A 12,726-nucleotide genomic window follows, 5' to 3' on the forward strand; every position below is an offset into this window, starting at 1 on the left:
CGATGGCCACCGTCCTCTTTGCTCGCGCGCCAACCCTGGCTGCAGGACCGCTTACCGGAACGCCACTCATCCTCGCCGCGATCATGATCGGGCTCGGGAACTTCCTGGTTGTGCTTGACACGACCATCGCCAATGTTTCGATTCCGACGATCGCGGGTGCGCTTGGCGTGTCCTCGTCGCAGGGAACTTGGGTCATCACCTCCTATGCGGTGGCGGAGGCGATCACCGTCCCTCTCACAGGCTGGCTCGCAAAGCGTTTTGGCGCGCAGCGCGTGTTCATCACCTGCTATCTGGCCTTCGCCGTACTGTCTTTGCTGTGCGGTCTTGCAGGGTCACTTGGCATGCTGATCGCCGGCCGCGTCCTGCTCGGTCTGTGCGGGGGCCCGATCATGCCACTCTCGCAGATGCTGCTGCTGCGCATCTTCCCGCCAGAGAAGGCGACACTGGCCACGGTGATCTGGGCGATGACGACGCTCGTCGGGCCTGTCGCCGGCCCTATCCTGGGCGGGATCATTTGTGACGGAATAGGCTGGGAGTGGATCTTCTTCATCAAGGTGCCGGTGGCCGCGGCGGGCGGCCTTGCCGTGCTCTATTTCCTGCGCGGCCAGCCTGATCCTACCGCGCCCGCCATGATTGACAAGATCGGCCTCGCTCTCCTGATCCTGTGGGTCGGAGCGCTCCAGATCATGCTCGACGAGGGCCGCAACCATGACTGGTTCGCTGCCGCTGAGATCCGATGGCTGGCGGCTATCGCCGCGGTTGGGTTTGTTGCCTTTCTGATTTGGGAGCTGACCGACAAGAATCCGATCGTCGATCTGCGAATTTTCCGCCATCGCGGCTTTGTCGCTGCCTCGGTCACCTATTCCGTCGCCTTCGGAGCCTTCTTCGCCACCCTCGTTCTGCTGCCGCTCTGGCTGCAGCAAAACATGGGCTACACCGCGACATGGGCGGGCTACGCGACGGGTATCATGGGCATATTTGCTGTGGTGTCCGCACCCAGCGTGGGAAAGCTCACGGAGAAGGTCGACCCAAGACTTATTGTCTCGCTAGGCATCATTGGCCTTGGAGCAACCGTGGCCTGGCGGATGAGCTTCAACTCGGACGTCACCTTCCTGCAGATGGCCTGGCCGACCCTTCTCATGGGTCCCTTCATGGTCATGTTCTTCGTGCCCGTGACAGGCCTTGCCATGGCGAGCGTCGATCCAGACGAGCAGGCGAACGCCGCGGGTCTGTCCAACTTCATGCGGACCTTAGGCGGCGCATTCGCAACTTCGATCGTCCAGACCGGCTGGGCGAATGCCGGGCGGGAGAACCAGACGGAGTTGGCCGGCGCCATGTCTCAGGGGCAGGCCACGGTCGATGCCATGATGAGCGGCGGCATGTCTCACCAGTCCGCGACTGCGGCCCTCACCGGCATTGTCGAGGGTCAAAGCGTGATGCTGGGGACGCTCAATATGTTTGCCGCGATCACGATCTGCTTTGCCGTTGCCGCTACACTGATCTGGGTGGCGCCCAAGCCGAAGGGGCCGATCGACACCAGTGGAGCCCATTAGGTCATGCACACTCAAAGGGTGCTGCCTTCCCCCGTCCATCGCCAGCGGTTCGGCGGGCTAGCTGGCCAAGTGGGCGTCGTGGCTGTCCCCGTCCGCCTGGAAACCGATGTTCTCCCTCGGCGTATCTGCACGCCTTCATCGGCGTCCGTGGACGGGCATTCTCAGCTCGGTCACGAAGAGCATGCGGTCGACGGGTCAGCTCCCGACACTACCGGGCTGCCCGTCCTCACGTTGATCGAGCAGAAGGCTCTGCTGGTGGGCCTGTCCGATGGGCTGCAAAGGCGATCAATCAGGCATCCTGAGCCCAGAGGCGTGCTGCGGGCGCTCTTACGGTTAGTGTTCGGGCATCGAGGCGTACCACCGCTGGCCGATCCAAAACTCGAAGCCCTGCGCGCGCTAGCGATGGACCACGTGAGAGGGCGCTCTTGCCCCCGAACTACGATCAGGTGCCAAGGACTTCCGCCCGAGCTTGTAGCTGCGGCACGGCACCTTCTGGCTCATTAAGAGAGCACATCACAGTTGCGAGGAACATTCGAGATGTCGCCTCCCGACTCCCCTCCGACATTTATTGACGAGATGCCGTCTCGGGATGAACGGGCATTCTGCGCTTCTGCTTTGCACTTCGCAGCAGTGCTCAATCGCACAATGAGCGCCGATCAAAACTTTCGCGCGACGCTTCGATGAGGCTTTGCCGCGCGCCCAGGAGGCGAGAGTAAGCAGTGGTTCGTGCAGCGACTGGGTCAGCCGGGCTTTTGCCAAGCTAGCCGCGCCTACGATTTCGCCTGCGACCGAAGCATCGGCTGACCGGACCGGCGGCTTGAGCCGTTTCGGTCAATAAGAGCTGTCCCGTCGGAATTCTGCAGCTTTCCGGGTTCAGCGCTGATGTTTAATCAAGCCGGTAACAGCCCCATCGGGCGTGAGCAGCCACTTCCGCCTGTTGATGGGAACGACGGGTATGTCCCATCATAAGGCATTCCGCAGGCGGAATGACGGGAAACCCAATTGTCGGCACCTACTGTACGACAAACGGGTGGTTTTGGACACGTGCCCGGGGGTGACGGCGCTTAGCGTATATCTGGGTCCGTTCTATGTACCGACCCCATCCCGGTAAAGTCAGCCGCTGTGGCGGCTTGAGCGAACGCCTTCGAGCAAAGCCCGTTATGAAAGTGTCATGCCAAATGGCTCCGCCGTTAATTTCCTTGGGAATGGAGTCCAGACCTTGAATCTCGATCATGGTGAGACCTCCATCATGCGATAATGTTTGGGAAGGCGAAGACCAGCTTTGACGGCTTCCGCTTCAAGCTGGTCCGATAAACAGGTAAGCTTGCCATTCAGTGCACGCTCACGCCACAAATGTGCGCGGCCAAATGCAGTCTTTGAGAACGCGAGGCCCGATATTTCCTTTTTCGAGTCTATCAGCGTATAATAGCCAGAATATTCTGGACCATAAGATCGATAAGACCCTTCTTCGCTTTTCTCCGGCGAGAAAGCGTCAATATCCTGCCCTACGACCAGAAGATGATATTGCTTGGGATATAGTTTGCCGCGCGGCATCCTTATTTCGATCGGGAACAACTGGTGAATACCCGGCTCGAGCCGCTCAATTATTGCCTTCATTCTTTCATCGACCGCCAGAAGGCCGTTTAACGAAATGAGCGAAGCAAGCGACTTATAGCTTTTGGCGGTGATATAGCATTGCGGTGGCTCATGATCTTTGATCGAGTTGAGCGGGGCCAATTCGGGAAATTGGGTTGGCCTTACGCCAAGTTCCTGAGTAAATTTGGATGTAACATAGGTGGGGTAACTGGCTATATCGCCACCTTGGGTATAGTCGTATAAGGCACTCTGAACTTCTGGCGATTGACTCTGATAATAGCGGTTGAGCCGATCACGCCAACCGCCTTTGCCACGCGGGTCGAGACTTTCAAAGTCGCCCTCCGGCCAATAATCGCCAAAACTCGAAGGTATGCTCATTCCCCAAACCATTACGCTGCCTCCCGCATGTCCGATGCATAGCGCGAGAGTGCAGCTTTCCGGTTAATCGTCTCAAAAACGCTGTTTTACGAGATGATGCGGCTCGCTTGCCCGGAAAACCGCACCTCACGCAGCCGTTGTTTGAAAACCCATCTCGAAATCTATGTCCGACAATCAGGCGTTTTGCGACGGGTTCCATTAGGATCAGCGTCCTTCTTCCCTTGCGCGGACGATGGCACTAAATTCTGAAATTACCTGCTGCACGTTGCCGTCATCGCACACGTTGAGCGAGTGGTGGACTGAAACGGCCTGATCGGTTCGCATTTCCAGCCAAGTAATCCGGGCTGTGTTCGGCGCGAGATGGGCCTGCTCTAGCGCGATCTGTTCACTATATCCCGCGATCACATCGTTGATGGCCTCCAGCGCGACCTCATAGGCAATGGCCTGCTTTTGGGACCATAAAGGGCCGGTTGGAGAATCCATGGTTTATTCCTCGCCGCTAGGGCTGTCGCCCTGGCGGCTGAACAGGCGCGACCAGAAACCGCGCTGTGGAGTAGGTTGAGGGGCAGCGCGCTGATCGGTCAGGGCAAGCCGTTGCGCCTGTTCTCGCCAAGCGTTCCGTTCTTCACGCAGTTCCGCAACCTGCTCACGCAACAGCCTGTTTTCAGCCTGTAAACCGGGGGTGTCACTACCTGTTATATCGGGCTGTAAAGGTTGCTGCACCTCATTTACAGGGGGCCATACGCGGAACAGTTCGACAGGCTCAATACGCCACTCGCCATTATCTGACTTTTGGCCGGAAATGCGTCCTGTCTTGATTGCTTTCATGAGCGTTTGGCGGGTGACACCGACCTTTTCCGACGCTTCTCTTAGGGTGATACCCATAGTGTCACTCGCTGTTAAGTTTGCCTGTATGGTATCTATATATCGGTTGCATCGTCATCGGGCGATGTATCGGATGCACGGAGCTTGTTACCTAGGCCAGTAACTAGCTGGGAGAGTTCCTCCTGCATCGCTGGGTCAGGTTCCGGCTGTTGGGTGGCAGGCAAGTCTGGTTCCATTCCCGGTAGTGATGGTTCAGACGGGGGAGGAAGGCCGGGACCGCTTGGCAACTGGCGCTCCCCCGGAAACAGGTTAGGCAGGCGATGGAGCGCCGGTTGCGCGCCTAGCTCTTCACGATCCGGTTGTTCATCGTCTGCGATCAACACAGCCGCCGAAAATAGGCTGTAGCGGATGCCATCACGCTTGCCGGTCCATGCCACCCGATCATTGATGACGTAGGCGCAGGCTGTCCCGGTTGGACCGATCTGGCGGACTTCGATCCACCCCTGTTCGCGGAGTATGGACAAAGCCCGCTTGAGGGTCGGGAGTGAGCAATGCGCTGCCTTTGCCAATGTCGTTTGGCTGGCCACAATGGCATTATGCCGTCCCATTTGAGCTACCAGCACATGAAGCACCGATGAAGCACGGGGATTGGCGATAGCCAGTTGCGCCCATCTCTCATGAGCAGCGCGATCAGTCTGCACCCATGTACCGCCCGGCGGGGTAGTCAAACCTAGTTGCTTTGACTTTTGCGACATTGGCACTCCCTAGTCCCACAGGCAGATAAAATTTGTCAGTCGTGAGCTAGGGGTAGCTCACCCATGAATGAATTTTGAAAGCGATTGAACAAAATCGAAAATGTCTATGCCGCGAACCATGATCTAATTCCAGTCAAAAACTTTCGGATTTTATCCGAACCTAGCTCATAGCTGGTGAGCTAGGGGTAGCTCATAGCTGGTGAGCTACCCCCCCCTCATAAGATGCTGATTAGCAATGTCTTTTTCTCTCTGCCTTCTATGATCTTATGATTACCCCCTGAAAGGGGGTTGCGAGTTATCCATGCCTCGCCATAGCGCTATCCAAAAGCTGGCGACGGCGAGGGGTGGATAACTCGCTAATCAGACCGCCTGCGGCGGGAATGATGAGTGCCGCTAGTCGCGGCACACGCTAGGCATAGGCGGGTAGGAATCCGCACCCCTTCCACGTTGCGCAATGCTGCAAGGTCCCAATTGGCTATCAGGGGGTACAGGAGGCGATTTCCCGCTCGTAGAGCGTAGGGGAGCGGTTGGGGGAAGGTCTGTGCGATCCAAGGGCTTGGCGTGCCCTAACGGGCACCAAAAGGGAAACCGGACTGATGCCAGTTTCTACAGCTTCCCAATATGGGAATTAAGGGTTGTTTCCCATGTTGGGAAATGGCATAGCCTGCTGATGAGGATCATCGCCCGCAAAAACATCGTAGCCTATTTCACGACGCATCCTCTGACCCGTGCGTCACTGACACATTGGCTAGAGGTTGCAGAAAATGCGGACTGGTCTTCGACAATCGAAGTCATGGCCGATTTTTCAAAAGCAAAAACGGTGGCGGCGGAACGGGTTAGATTTGAAGTGGCGGGCGGAGATCATAGAATGATTGTTGCGTTCCATTTTCGGCGAGGGATCGCTTTCATAAAGTTTATTGGGACACATGCTGAATATGACCGCATCGACGCCGCGACCGTCGATCAGTTTTGAAGGACAGGCAAATGGATATCAGACCTATCAGGAATGATGACGACCATCGGGCGGCGGTCGATGAAATCCGCGCGCTCTGGAGCGCGGAAGCGGGCAGCGCGGACGAGGATCGTCTCGATGTGCTGGCAACCCTGGTCGATGAATATGAGCGGAAGCGGTGGCCGGTCGACAAGCTGGACCCGGTGGAAGCGATTGAAGCGGCCATGGAGGCGGAAGGGCGCACCCGCGCCGATCTGGCGTCCCTGATCGGGCAATCGCGCGCGACCGAGGTTCTGGCCCGCAAGCGGGGGCTGACCCTCCACATGATCCGCAAAATCGAACGGGCATGGCATGTCCCTGCATCGATCCTTGTCCGCGAATATCAATTATCGCGCTAAATCAGGGCTGCTGCTCGTAGAGGGGCACCCATTTTCCTTTGCACGTCTGGGCTTTGGCGTCCCATTTGGCGGTGCATCCGTATAGCTGGCGCTCGATCTTGGGTTCCTGCGCCCAGCGATAGGCGAGGGCCGCGGCGAAGATCAGTCCCAGCCCGATGAGGGCGGCGGTGATCCATTCCTTCAGGCGATCCCACCAGACCCCTGCGCTGACCCGCTGAAGCTCCCCAGCGGCCCGGTGGAGGGCACTGACCCCCGCGCCTGCCTGTGCGGTCCATTCGGCGCGTTGGCGGGCGTCCTGTTCGATCTTCTGGGCCAGTGCGGCGACCTGCTGGGCGACCCCTTCGGCCCCGGCCTTGCGCATGGCGTCGAGCAGGGTGCGATAGTCTGCGCCGGGATCGGAGGGAGGGGGAGCATCAAACTCGGCAGGGTCGAAGGGATCAGGCATCGGCGGGGCCACCCTTGAAGGTCCAGCCCTCGAATGCCTTCCGGTCCTGATCGCGGCTGATCCGGCTCATCAGGTCATTGAGGTGGGATTCCCATGCGGGGTCTTTCATGGCGGCATCGAGGAGCAGACCGCCGAGTATGATCTTGCGGCGGGCATCGGCCTTGCGGTTCAGGGTAACGGCGCGGGCTTCCAATGCCTGCAACCGGGCCTTGGCCTGCTGGACCTTGCGACGGGCGGTTTCGATAGCCTCTGGCGTTGGAGCAGCCATGGTCAATCCTTTCGCTGTGCGATACTGATAGCACCGGACCCGACCGAGCGAAAGAGAGGAAGGGCGCACTTATGCAAACTTGCGTTTGCGTACGTCAGGGGATACCCCTGAACCCCAGCGGGCTGTCGCCCGCGCCATGCTCCCGCATGGCAAGGTAAGGGCGCGGCGATGGCGAGCTTCCATCTTGCGGTAAAGACGATAGGCCGTTCCGCCGGTCGCAGCGCGACGGCAGCGGCAGCCTATCGTGCGGGTGTCGAAATCACGGATGAGCGCACCGGCCTCGTCCATGATTACACCCGCAAGCAGGGCGTCGAACATAACGCCCTTGTCGTGCCCGCCGACGCCCCGGCGTGGGCCAGTGACCGGGCCCTGCTCTGGAACGCCGCCGAACAGGCAGAGACGCGCAAGAACTCGACCGTCGCCCGCGAATATGAAATCGCGCTGCCCGCCGAGTTGTCGGCCGAGGCGCGGCGCGAGCTTGCGCTGGGCCTCGCACGGGAGATCAGCGAGCGGCATGGGGTGGCGGTGGACGTGGCGATCCACGCACCAGGTCGCGAGGGCGACCATCGCAACCATCACGCCCATCTGCTGACGACGACGCGGCGGATCGGCCCGGAAGGGCTGGGCGCGAAGACCCGCGAACTGGACCAGAAGACGAGCGGGGAGGTCGAGCGCTGGCGTGGCCGGTGGGCCGAGATGCAGAATGCGGCGCTGGAACGGGCGAACGTCCCGGAGCGGGTGGACCATCGCAGCCACCAGCGGCGCGGAATCGAGCAGGAGGCGACCGTGCATATGGGGCCGAGCGCGACGGCGATGGAACGCCGTGCCGAGCATCAGGCCATGCGGGAGGGGCGGGCCTATGAGCCAGTAACGATGGTGGGCCAGCACAACGCCGGCGTCATCGAGCAGCGGGGCCTGCGCCAGTATATAGAGCGGGGGACCGAGTGGCTGCGCGATGCAGGGCAGCGGATATCGGGCAGGCTGCATGCGTTCGCGGCCACCTTGAGCGGCGCGGTCGATCGCGATCGGCGCGATGCAGCCGAGGCGCAGCGTCAGGAGCGGCTTGTCGCCGAGCGCACCCGTGAGCAGGCACAGGAACGCCAGCAGGTGCAGGACCGTGAGAAAGTGGCGGAGAAGTTCAGGACCATTGCCGGGAAGCGCGAGGCGGGCGGCCATGGCTATGGCGACCATAATAGCGACTGGAAGGCGACCCCGGAGGCGCTCCGCAAGGCGGTGGATGCCTATAACGGAGCGAACCAGCACACCAAGGATCTCTACATCGAGCGGATCCAGCGCGAACCCCAGATGGCGCGCGCGGTGGGCCAGTTGCTCCATGAGCGCGAGCTGGTCCTGCAACGTGATCGTGGCATGAGCCGATGAGGATGACGGAAAACCCTGAAATCGGGGTTTTCGTGCATATTCCCAATCCGGCAGGGTTTTTCGTGCAGCCAGATCGCGGCGGCGGCGTGGTCGTGAGTGTGCCGGTCAGCCATGCGCGGATTCATGTGTTTTACGACATGGTAGGGGTCATCGCAGAATCTGGTCGCAAGCGTACGGTAAGCGGGGGCCTTTGGTGAACCTAGAATAAGTGACGGGTTTCGGAGCGGCTATGACGCCGAATTCCACGCTTTCGCGCGGCGCTCCAAACGAGAGCGTATATGTGACACTTTGTCGGAGTCTGCTGACCGCGACTTTGCTGAAACTCGCCCCTCCGGCTTCCGTACCCCTAAGAGGCTGTGTCAGAACGGTAGTGTAACGGTGGACGATCGGGTTTGGATGTGATTCCGGGCGGTTGCGAGACCAGACCCTGGAAGACATCATGTGGAACCCGACCGCCCGTGCGCTGCATAGCCGCGCAGGGCTGCGCTATGGAAGCGATCTGACCGATGCGGAGTGGGCGATCGTCGCACCGCTTCTGCCCAGGCCCTGCGATCGCGGGCGACGTCGCCGCTGGCACTGGCGCGAGGTACTCGACGCGATCTTCTACGTGTTGAGGACAGGCTGCCCATGGCGCTTTCTGCCCGACAGCTTCCCGCCGTGGCGCACCGTCTATCGCTGGTTCGGCGAGCTACGTGACAGTGACGGGTTCGAGGGCTTGAACCACCACCTCGTTCAGATGGATCGTATCCGTGCCGGGCGCGAGCCGATGCCCTCTGCGGCTGTGATCGACAGCCAGAGCGTAAAGACCACCGAGGCTGGTGGTCTGCGCGGCTACGACGCCGGCAAGAAGATCAATGGGCGAAAGCGCCATGCCATGGTCGATACCGACGGCCGGACGCTCGAACTGCTGGTTCATCCGGCCGACCTGCAGGATCGCGACGGCGCCGTGCCCCTGCTCAAGATGTCCCGCGGTCGGCACCCGTTCGTAAACCTCGTTTATGCCGACAGCGCCTATTCCAGCGCGCGTGTCGCAATGGCGACGTCGATCGGAATCGAGATCGTGCGCAAGTTCGCCGATCAAACCGGCTTCGTCGTCCATCCGCGCCGGTGGGTCGTCGAGCGAACCTTTGCCTGGCTCAATCGCAACAGACGCCTCGCCAAGGACTTCGAGCAGTCCATCCGATCCGCCACCGCGTTCCTGTACGCGGCCTCCGCCATGATGATAATCCGACGGCTAGCTCGTTACGCATGAGATTCGAGACGGACTCTAAGCTATCGTTGTCAAAACTATTTAGCCTCGCTAATCGCTGTTACGATCGAGGCTCGATGCTGATGAAGAATAACAAGCAGCTCTGCTAGCAATCTAAGAAGATCCTCCGCATCTGTGGTAGAAATCCCTATTAATTGTAGCCTTATGATCAATGCTTTTTGCTTGGATATACGCCTTTCTCCATCAGCAATATGTCGATCAGATTCATGAAGATCAGCTAATGAGTACTGCGTCATATCCTAGATTTATCACGATCTAGGCTGGTACGCTATCATCCCCGATGTCGGGCATATAAGCGGAGGTCAGACGCCAAGCTGCCGTTCACTCACGTAACATTGCCTAGCGTACGCTTACGACCAAATTCTGCGATTCCCCCTGGTAGACCCGGCAGGTGTCGACCAAACCAAGTCGTTCACGATGATCGTAGCGAAGGGCCGGATCGGACAGGAGCCGTCATTCGGCTTAGAGCGATAGTCCGCGCGCGATCCATCACGGAGGTAGAGTGGCCGGACATGGGGACATTCCTGCCCGGCAGCTAACGGGCACGTCAATGCGAGTAGCTGACGTAGGATGTCCGCCATGCGATACTTGGAACGCAAGGTCAGGCTGAACTTCGGGGATAGCCTCCATGAGTCGGTTATCACCGGCATCAGCAGCATGCCGACCGAGTCCATATTGTTGAGGAGTGCTCACCCCTGTCCCAGAGGCATGAGCAGAATGGCCATCAGGCTCAAGCTCCAACGACGTCGCCCTCATCTGCGGCTTCCTCCTCCCGCGGCCGCTCTGCCGTCTTCCTGCTCGCCATAAGCGCAAAGGAAAGCGTCAACTGCAGCGGCCGCGGCTCGCTTTGGATCAAGCTCGGGCTTGGCGCCAAAAAGCAGAGGTTCGATGATACCTGCTTCCAGCATCCCCTTGAAGTGGCCGGCGGCAATGCCTGGGTCGACTGCACGGATGGCACCTTGTTCACGCAGGCGCGCGAAGTACGACTTCATCCCTTCCCACCCGCGTTTCGGCCCATTCTCATAGAGCCGGGCCCCCGAGGCAACATGCGTGCCTTCCGCGACAGCTGCTCGCATGACGGTGAGTGCGCCCGGGGTCATCATGAATTCGAGATATGCCTCGCCAAAGCGCTGGAGCACCAGCTCGATTCTCGGCTCGGACGGATCCAGCAGATCTATGACTACCTGTCCCTGCTCCTGCACCGCCTCGAGCATGGCCGCGACGAATAGCTGCTCTTTGGATTTGAAGTAGCCATAGAGCGTGGCTTTTGACCCGCCGACGCGAGCCGCGATCGCCGTCATGCTGGCGCGCTCATAGCCATCTTCTCGAAATACCGTTTTGGCCGCTTCGATGATGGCGTTGCGCCGCTCGTCCGTCCTTACTCTCACCTCTGCTCCTATTCCGAACCCGATCGTACAGTTTTGGTTTGACAAAACAAGCCCGGACTTATAACGATACTGAACGGTCTGGTTAAAAGGCTTCTGGAGCATGAATGATCCGAAACGCGGTTGCCTCACCACGGCAATGGCCACCGCCATTATGGCTACTCTTTTAGGTGGCTGCGCCACACTCCCGCAGGAGAGCCCATTGGGTCGGCCGTCCGAGCCAGAGGATCTGGCGAGCGCAACGAGCCTTGCCGCCCCGGCAGCGCCATGGCCCTCCGACCGATGGTGGGACGACTTCGGCGATCCGCAGCTCAACGGTTTGATCGAGGAGGGCCTGGTCAGCGCGACCGATCTGCGTGTCGCGCAAGCGCGTTTCGCCCGTGCCGAAGCGCTGGTCAGGCAGACGCGAAGCCAGCTGTTGCCCTCGCTTGATGCGAGCGCCCAAGGCGGCGTCAGCAAGCAAAGCTACAATTACCTTATCCCTGGCGATTTTTCGCCTAGGGGATGGCCCGACTACGGCCAAGGCGCCCTCCGCCTCGATTGGGACTTGGACTTCTGGGGAAAAAACCGCGCAGCGCTTGCCGCAGCCCGGTCCGAGGCTGAGGCGGCAGGTGCTGAAGCGGCAGCCGCGAGGCTCGCGGTCTCGGCCGGCATTGCCGCCGCTTATGCCGATCTTGCCGGCTTCCACGCAGAGCATGATGCGGCAGCAAACGCCGTGGAGGTGCGCGCCCGCACGTTGGAGTTGCTGAAGGGCCGCAAAGCACAGGGACTGGAGAACGAGGGTGCGGTGGAACGCGCCCGCTCCGCGCTGGCGACCGCGCAAGGCGACGTAACCGCCCTCGACGAGAACTTGACGCTGACTCGTCACCGTATCGCCGTACTGTTGGGCGCCGGTCCAGACCGTGGCATATCGATCGCCCGCCCCTCAGCGAAGTTCAGCATCGCCCTTGGACTTCCCGCCAACCTGCCCGCCGAACTGATCGGACGGCGGCCTGATATCATCGCCGGCAAGCTTCGCGCCGAGGCGGCGGCAAGCCGGATCAAGCAAGCTCGCGCTGCCTTTTACCCCAATATCAATCTTGCTGGCCTCGTCGGTCTGCAGGCGCTGGGTATCGACAATGTGTTCAAGTCCGGTTCCACCTTTGGAACAGTGGGGCCAGCCATCAGCCTACCGATCTTTGATGGCGGCAACTTGCGTGGTCAGTATCGCGCGGCCGAAGCAGACTATCGGATCGCGGTTGCGCAATATGACGGCGCACTGACGCAGGCGCTTCGCGAGGTCGCTGACGCAGCGGCAAGCAAACGTGCCCTGGGCGAGCGCCTCGGTCGAGCGCAGGAGGCGGAACGCGCCGCAGACGCCGCATGGGCGGTAGCCAACAATCGCTATCGGGGTGGCCTCGCCACCTATCTCGACGTGCTCGTCGCCGAGGACGCGCTCATTGCCGCGCGTCGCACGGTAGCATTGCTGCAGACCCGTGCCTTCGCCCTCGATGTCGCACTCGTTCGCGCGCTCGGCGGCGG

Annotated in this window: 14 protein-coding genes; 7 read left to right on the plus strand and 7 right to left on the minus strand. The window is 60.2% G+C overall.

Features of this window, described 5'->3' with window-relative positions:
• Positions 1–2: 2 nt before the first annotated feature.
• Complete coding sequence (locus tag V474_RS24330) at positions 3–1,553, plus strand: DHA2 family efflux MFS transporter permease subunit (protein ID WP_059153719.1); 1,551 nt, start codon at positions 3–5, stop codon at positions 1,551–1,553.
• A 1,230-nt stretch (positions 1,554–2,783) separates the two neighbouring features.
• On the opposite strand, the gene V474_RS24335 is transcribed toward V474_RS24330, so the two are convergent.
• From V474_RS24335 to V474_RS25375, 4 genes are all read right to left on the minus strand, one after another.
• Positions 2,784–3,527 carry an imm11 family protein gene (locus tag V474_RS24335; protein ID WP_148649544.1) on the minus strand — a complete coding sequence of 248 codons (744 nt, stop codon included), beginning with the start codon at positions 3,525–3,527 and terminating at the stop codon, positions 2,784–2,786.
• Positions 3,528–3,731: 204 nt separating this feature from the next.
• Positions 3,732–4,010 (minus strand): hypothetical protein, encoded by a 279-nt coding sequence (locus V474_RS24340; protein WP_059153721.1) that lies wholly within the window; start codon positions 4,008–4,010, stop codon positions 3,732–3,734.
• Between the two features lie 3 nt (positions 4,011–4,013).
• Positions 4,014–4,412 (minus strand): hypothetical protein, encoded by a 399-nt coding sequence (locus tag V474_RS25370; protein ID WP_082700019.1) that lies wholly within the window; start codon positions 4,410–4,412, stop codon positions 4,014–4,016.
• Positions 4,413–4,447: 35 nt separating this feature from the next.
• Positions 4,448–5,107, minus strand: a complete 660-nt coding sequence (locus V474_RS25375; RefSeq protein WP_082700020.1) for a helix-turn-helix domain-containing protein — start codon at positions 5,105–5,107, stop codon at positions 4,448–4,450.
• A gap of 670 nt (positions 5,108–5,777) precedes the next feature.
• Between V474_RS25375 and V474_RS24345 the strand changes: the two genes are divergently transcribed.
• Both V474_RS24345 and V474_RS24350 read left to right on the plus strand, forming a co-directional pair.
• Positions 5,778–6,080, plus strand: a complete 303-nt coding sequence (locus tag V474_RS24345; protein WP_021243411.1) for a type II toxin-antitoxin system HigB family toxin — start codon at positions 5,778–5,780, stop codon at positions 6,078–6,080.
• Positions 6,081–6,091: 11 nt separating this feature from the next.
• Entirely contained in the window at positions 6,092–6,457 is a 366-nt protein-coding gene (locus V474_RS24350) for a helix-turn-helix domain-containing protein (RefSeq protein WP_021226794.1), read from the plus strand.
• Between the two features lies 1 nt (position 6,458).
• Here the strand turns inward: V474_RS24350 and V474_RS24355 are convergent, their stop codons facing one another.
• Both V474_RS24355 and V474_RS24360 read right to left on the minus strand, forming a co-directional pair.
• Positions 6,459–6,902: a hypothetical protein gene (locus tag V474_RS24355; protein WP_059153722.1), complete on the minus strand. Its 444-nt coding sequence runs from the start codon at positions 6,900–6,902 to the stop codon at positions 6,459–6,461.
• The gene (locus tag V474_RS24360) at positions 6,895–7,170 is read right to left on the minus strand and encodes a hypothetical protein (protein ID WP_021243413.1); all 276 of its coding nucleotides are present in this window, start codon (positions 7,168–7,170) and stop codon (positions 6,895–6,897) included. Before V474_RS24360 ends, V474_RS24355 begins: the two co-directional genes overlap by 8 nt.
• Positions 7,171–7,338: 168 nt before the next feature.
• Between V474_RS24360 and mobQ the strand changes: the two genes are divergently transcribed.
• The 3 genes from mobQ (at position 7,339) to V474_RS24375 (ending at position 9,802) form a co-directional block, all read left to right on the plus strand.
• On the plus strand, positions 7,339–8,550 hold the full coding sequence (gene mobQ, locus V474_RS24365; RefSeq protein ID WP_059153723.1) for a MobQ family relaxase: 1,212 nt from the start codon (positions 7,339–7,341) through the stop codon (positions 8,548–8,550).
• Between the two features lie 2 nt (positions 8,551–8,552).
• The gene (locus V474_RS24370; RefSeq protein WP_059153724.1) at positions 8,553–8,747 is read left to right on the plus strand and encodes a hypothetical protein; all 195 of its coding nucleotides are present in this window, start codon (positions 8,553–8,555) and stop codon (positions 8,745–8,747) included.
• Between the two features lie 242 nt (positions 8,748–8,989).
• The gene (locus V474_RS24375; protein WP_059153725.1) at positions 8,990–9,802 is read left to right on the plus strand and encodes an IS5 family transposase; all 813 of its coding nucleotides are present in this window, start codon (positions 8,990–8,992) and stop codon (positions 9,800–9,802) included.
• 770 nt (positions 9,803–10,572) lie between these two features.
• Here V474_RS24375 and V474_RS24380 read toward each other — a convergent pair.
• Positions 10,573–11,358 carry a TetR/AcrR family transcriptional regulator gene (locus V474_RS24380; protein ID WP_059153728.1) on the minus strand — a complete coding sequence of 262 codons (786 nt, stop codon included), beginning with the start codon at positions 11,356–11,358 and terminating at the stop codon, positions 10,573–10,575.
• A 49-nt stretch (positions 11,359–11,407) separates the two neighbouring features.
• Here V474_RS24380 and V474_RS24385 point away from each other — a divergent pair.
• Positions 11,408–12,726, plus strand: a 1,319-nt coding sequence (locus V474_RS24385; RefSeq protein ID WP_236711432.1) for an efflux transporter outer membrane subunit, incomplete at its 3' end; no start/stop codon positions are given.

The organism is Novosphingobium barchaimii LL02, from assembly GCF_001046635.1.
Classification (GTDB): domain Bacteria; phylum Pseudomonadota; class Alphaproteobacteria; order Sphingomonadales; family Sphingomonadaceae; genus Novosphingobium; species Novosphingobium barchaimii.

Coding starts and splice junctions, on each gene's coding strand:
- V474_RS25370 (WP_082700019.1), bottom strand. CDS start 4,412: ATGGGTATCACCCTAAGAGAAGCGTCGGAAAAGGTCGGTGTCACCCGC.
- V474_RS25375 (WP_082700020.1), bottom strand. CDS start 5,107: ATGTCGCAAAAGTCAAAGCAACTAGGTTTGACTACCCCGCCGGGCGGT.
- mobQ (WP_059153723.1), top strand. CDS start 7,339: ATGGCGAGCTTCCATCTTGCGGTAAAGACGATAGGCCGTTCCGCCGGT.
- V474_RS24335 (WP_148649544.1), bottom strand. CDS start 3,527: ATGAGCATACCTTCGAGTTTTGGCGATTATTGGCCGGAGGGCGACTTT.
- V474_RS24350 (WP_021226794.1), top strand. CDS start 6,092: ATGGATATCAGACCTATCAGGAATGATGACGACCATCGGGCGGCGGTC.
- V474_RS24355 (WP_059153722.1), bottom strand. CDS start 6,902: ATGCCTGATCCCTTCGACCCTGCCGAGTTTGATGCTCCCCCTCCCTCC.
- V474_RS24330 (WP_059153719.1), top strand. CDS start 3: ATGGCCACCGTCCTCTTTGCTCGCGCGCCAACCCTGGCTGCAGGACCG.
- V474_RS24340 (WP_059153721.1), bottom strand. CDS start 4,010: ATGGATTCTCCAACCGGCCCTTTATGGTCCCAAAAGCAGGCCATTGCC.
- V474_RS24375 (WP_059153725.1), top strand. CDS start 8,990: ATGTGGAACCCGACCGCCCGTGCGCTGCATAGCCGCGCAGGGCTGCGC.
- V474_RS24370 (WP_059153724.1), top strand. CDS start 8,553: ATGACGGAAAACCCTGAAATCGGGGTTTTCGTGCATATTCCCAATCCG.
- V474_RS24380 (WP_059153728.1), bottom strand. CDS start 11,358: ATGGCGGTGGCCATTGCCGTGGTGAGGCAACCGCGTTTCGGATCATTC.
- V474_RS24360 (WP_021243413.1), bottom strand. CDS start 7,170: ATGGCTGCTCCAACGCCAGAGGCTATCGAAACCGCCCGTCGCAAGGTC.
- V474_RS24345 (WP_021243411.1), top strand. CDS start 5,778: ATGAGGATCATCGCCCGCAAAAACATCGTAGCCTATTTCACGACGCAT.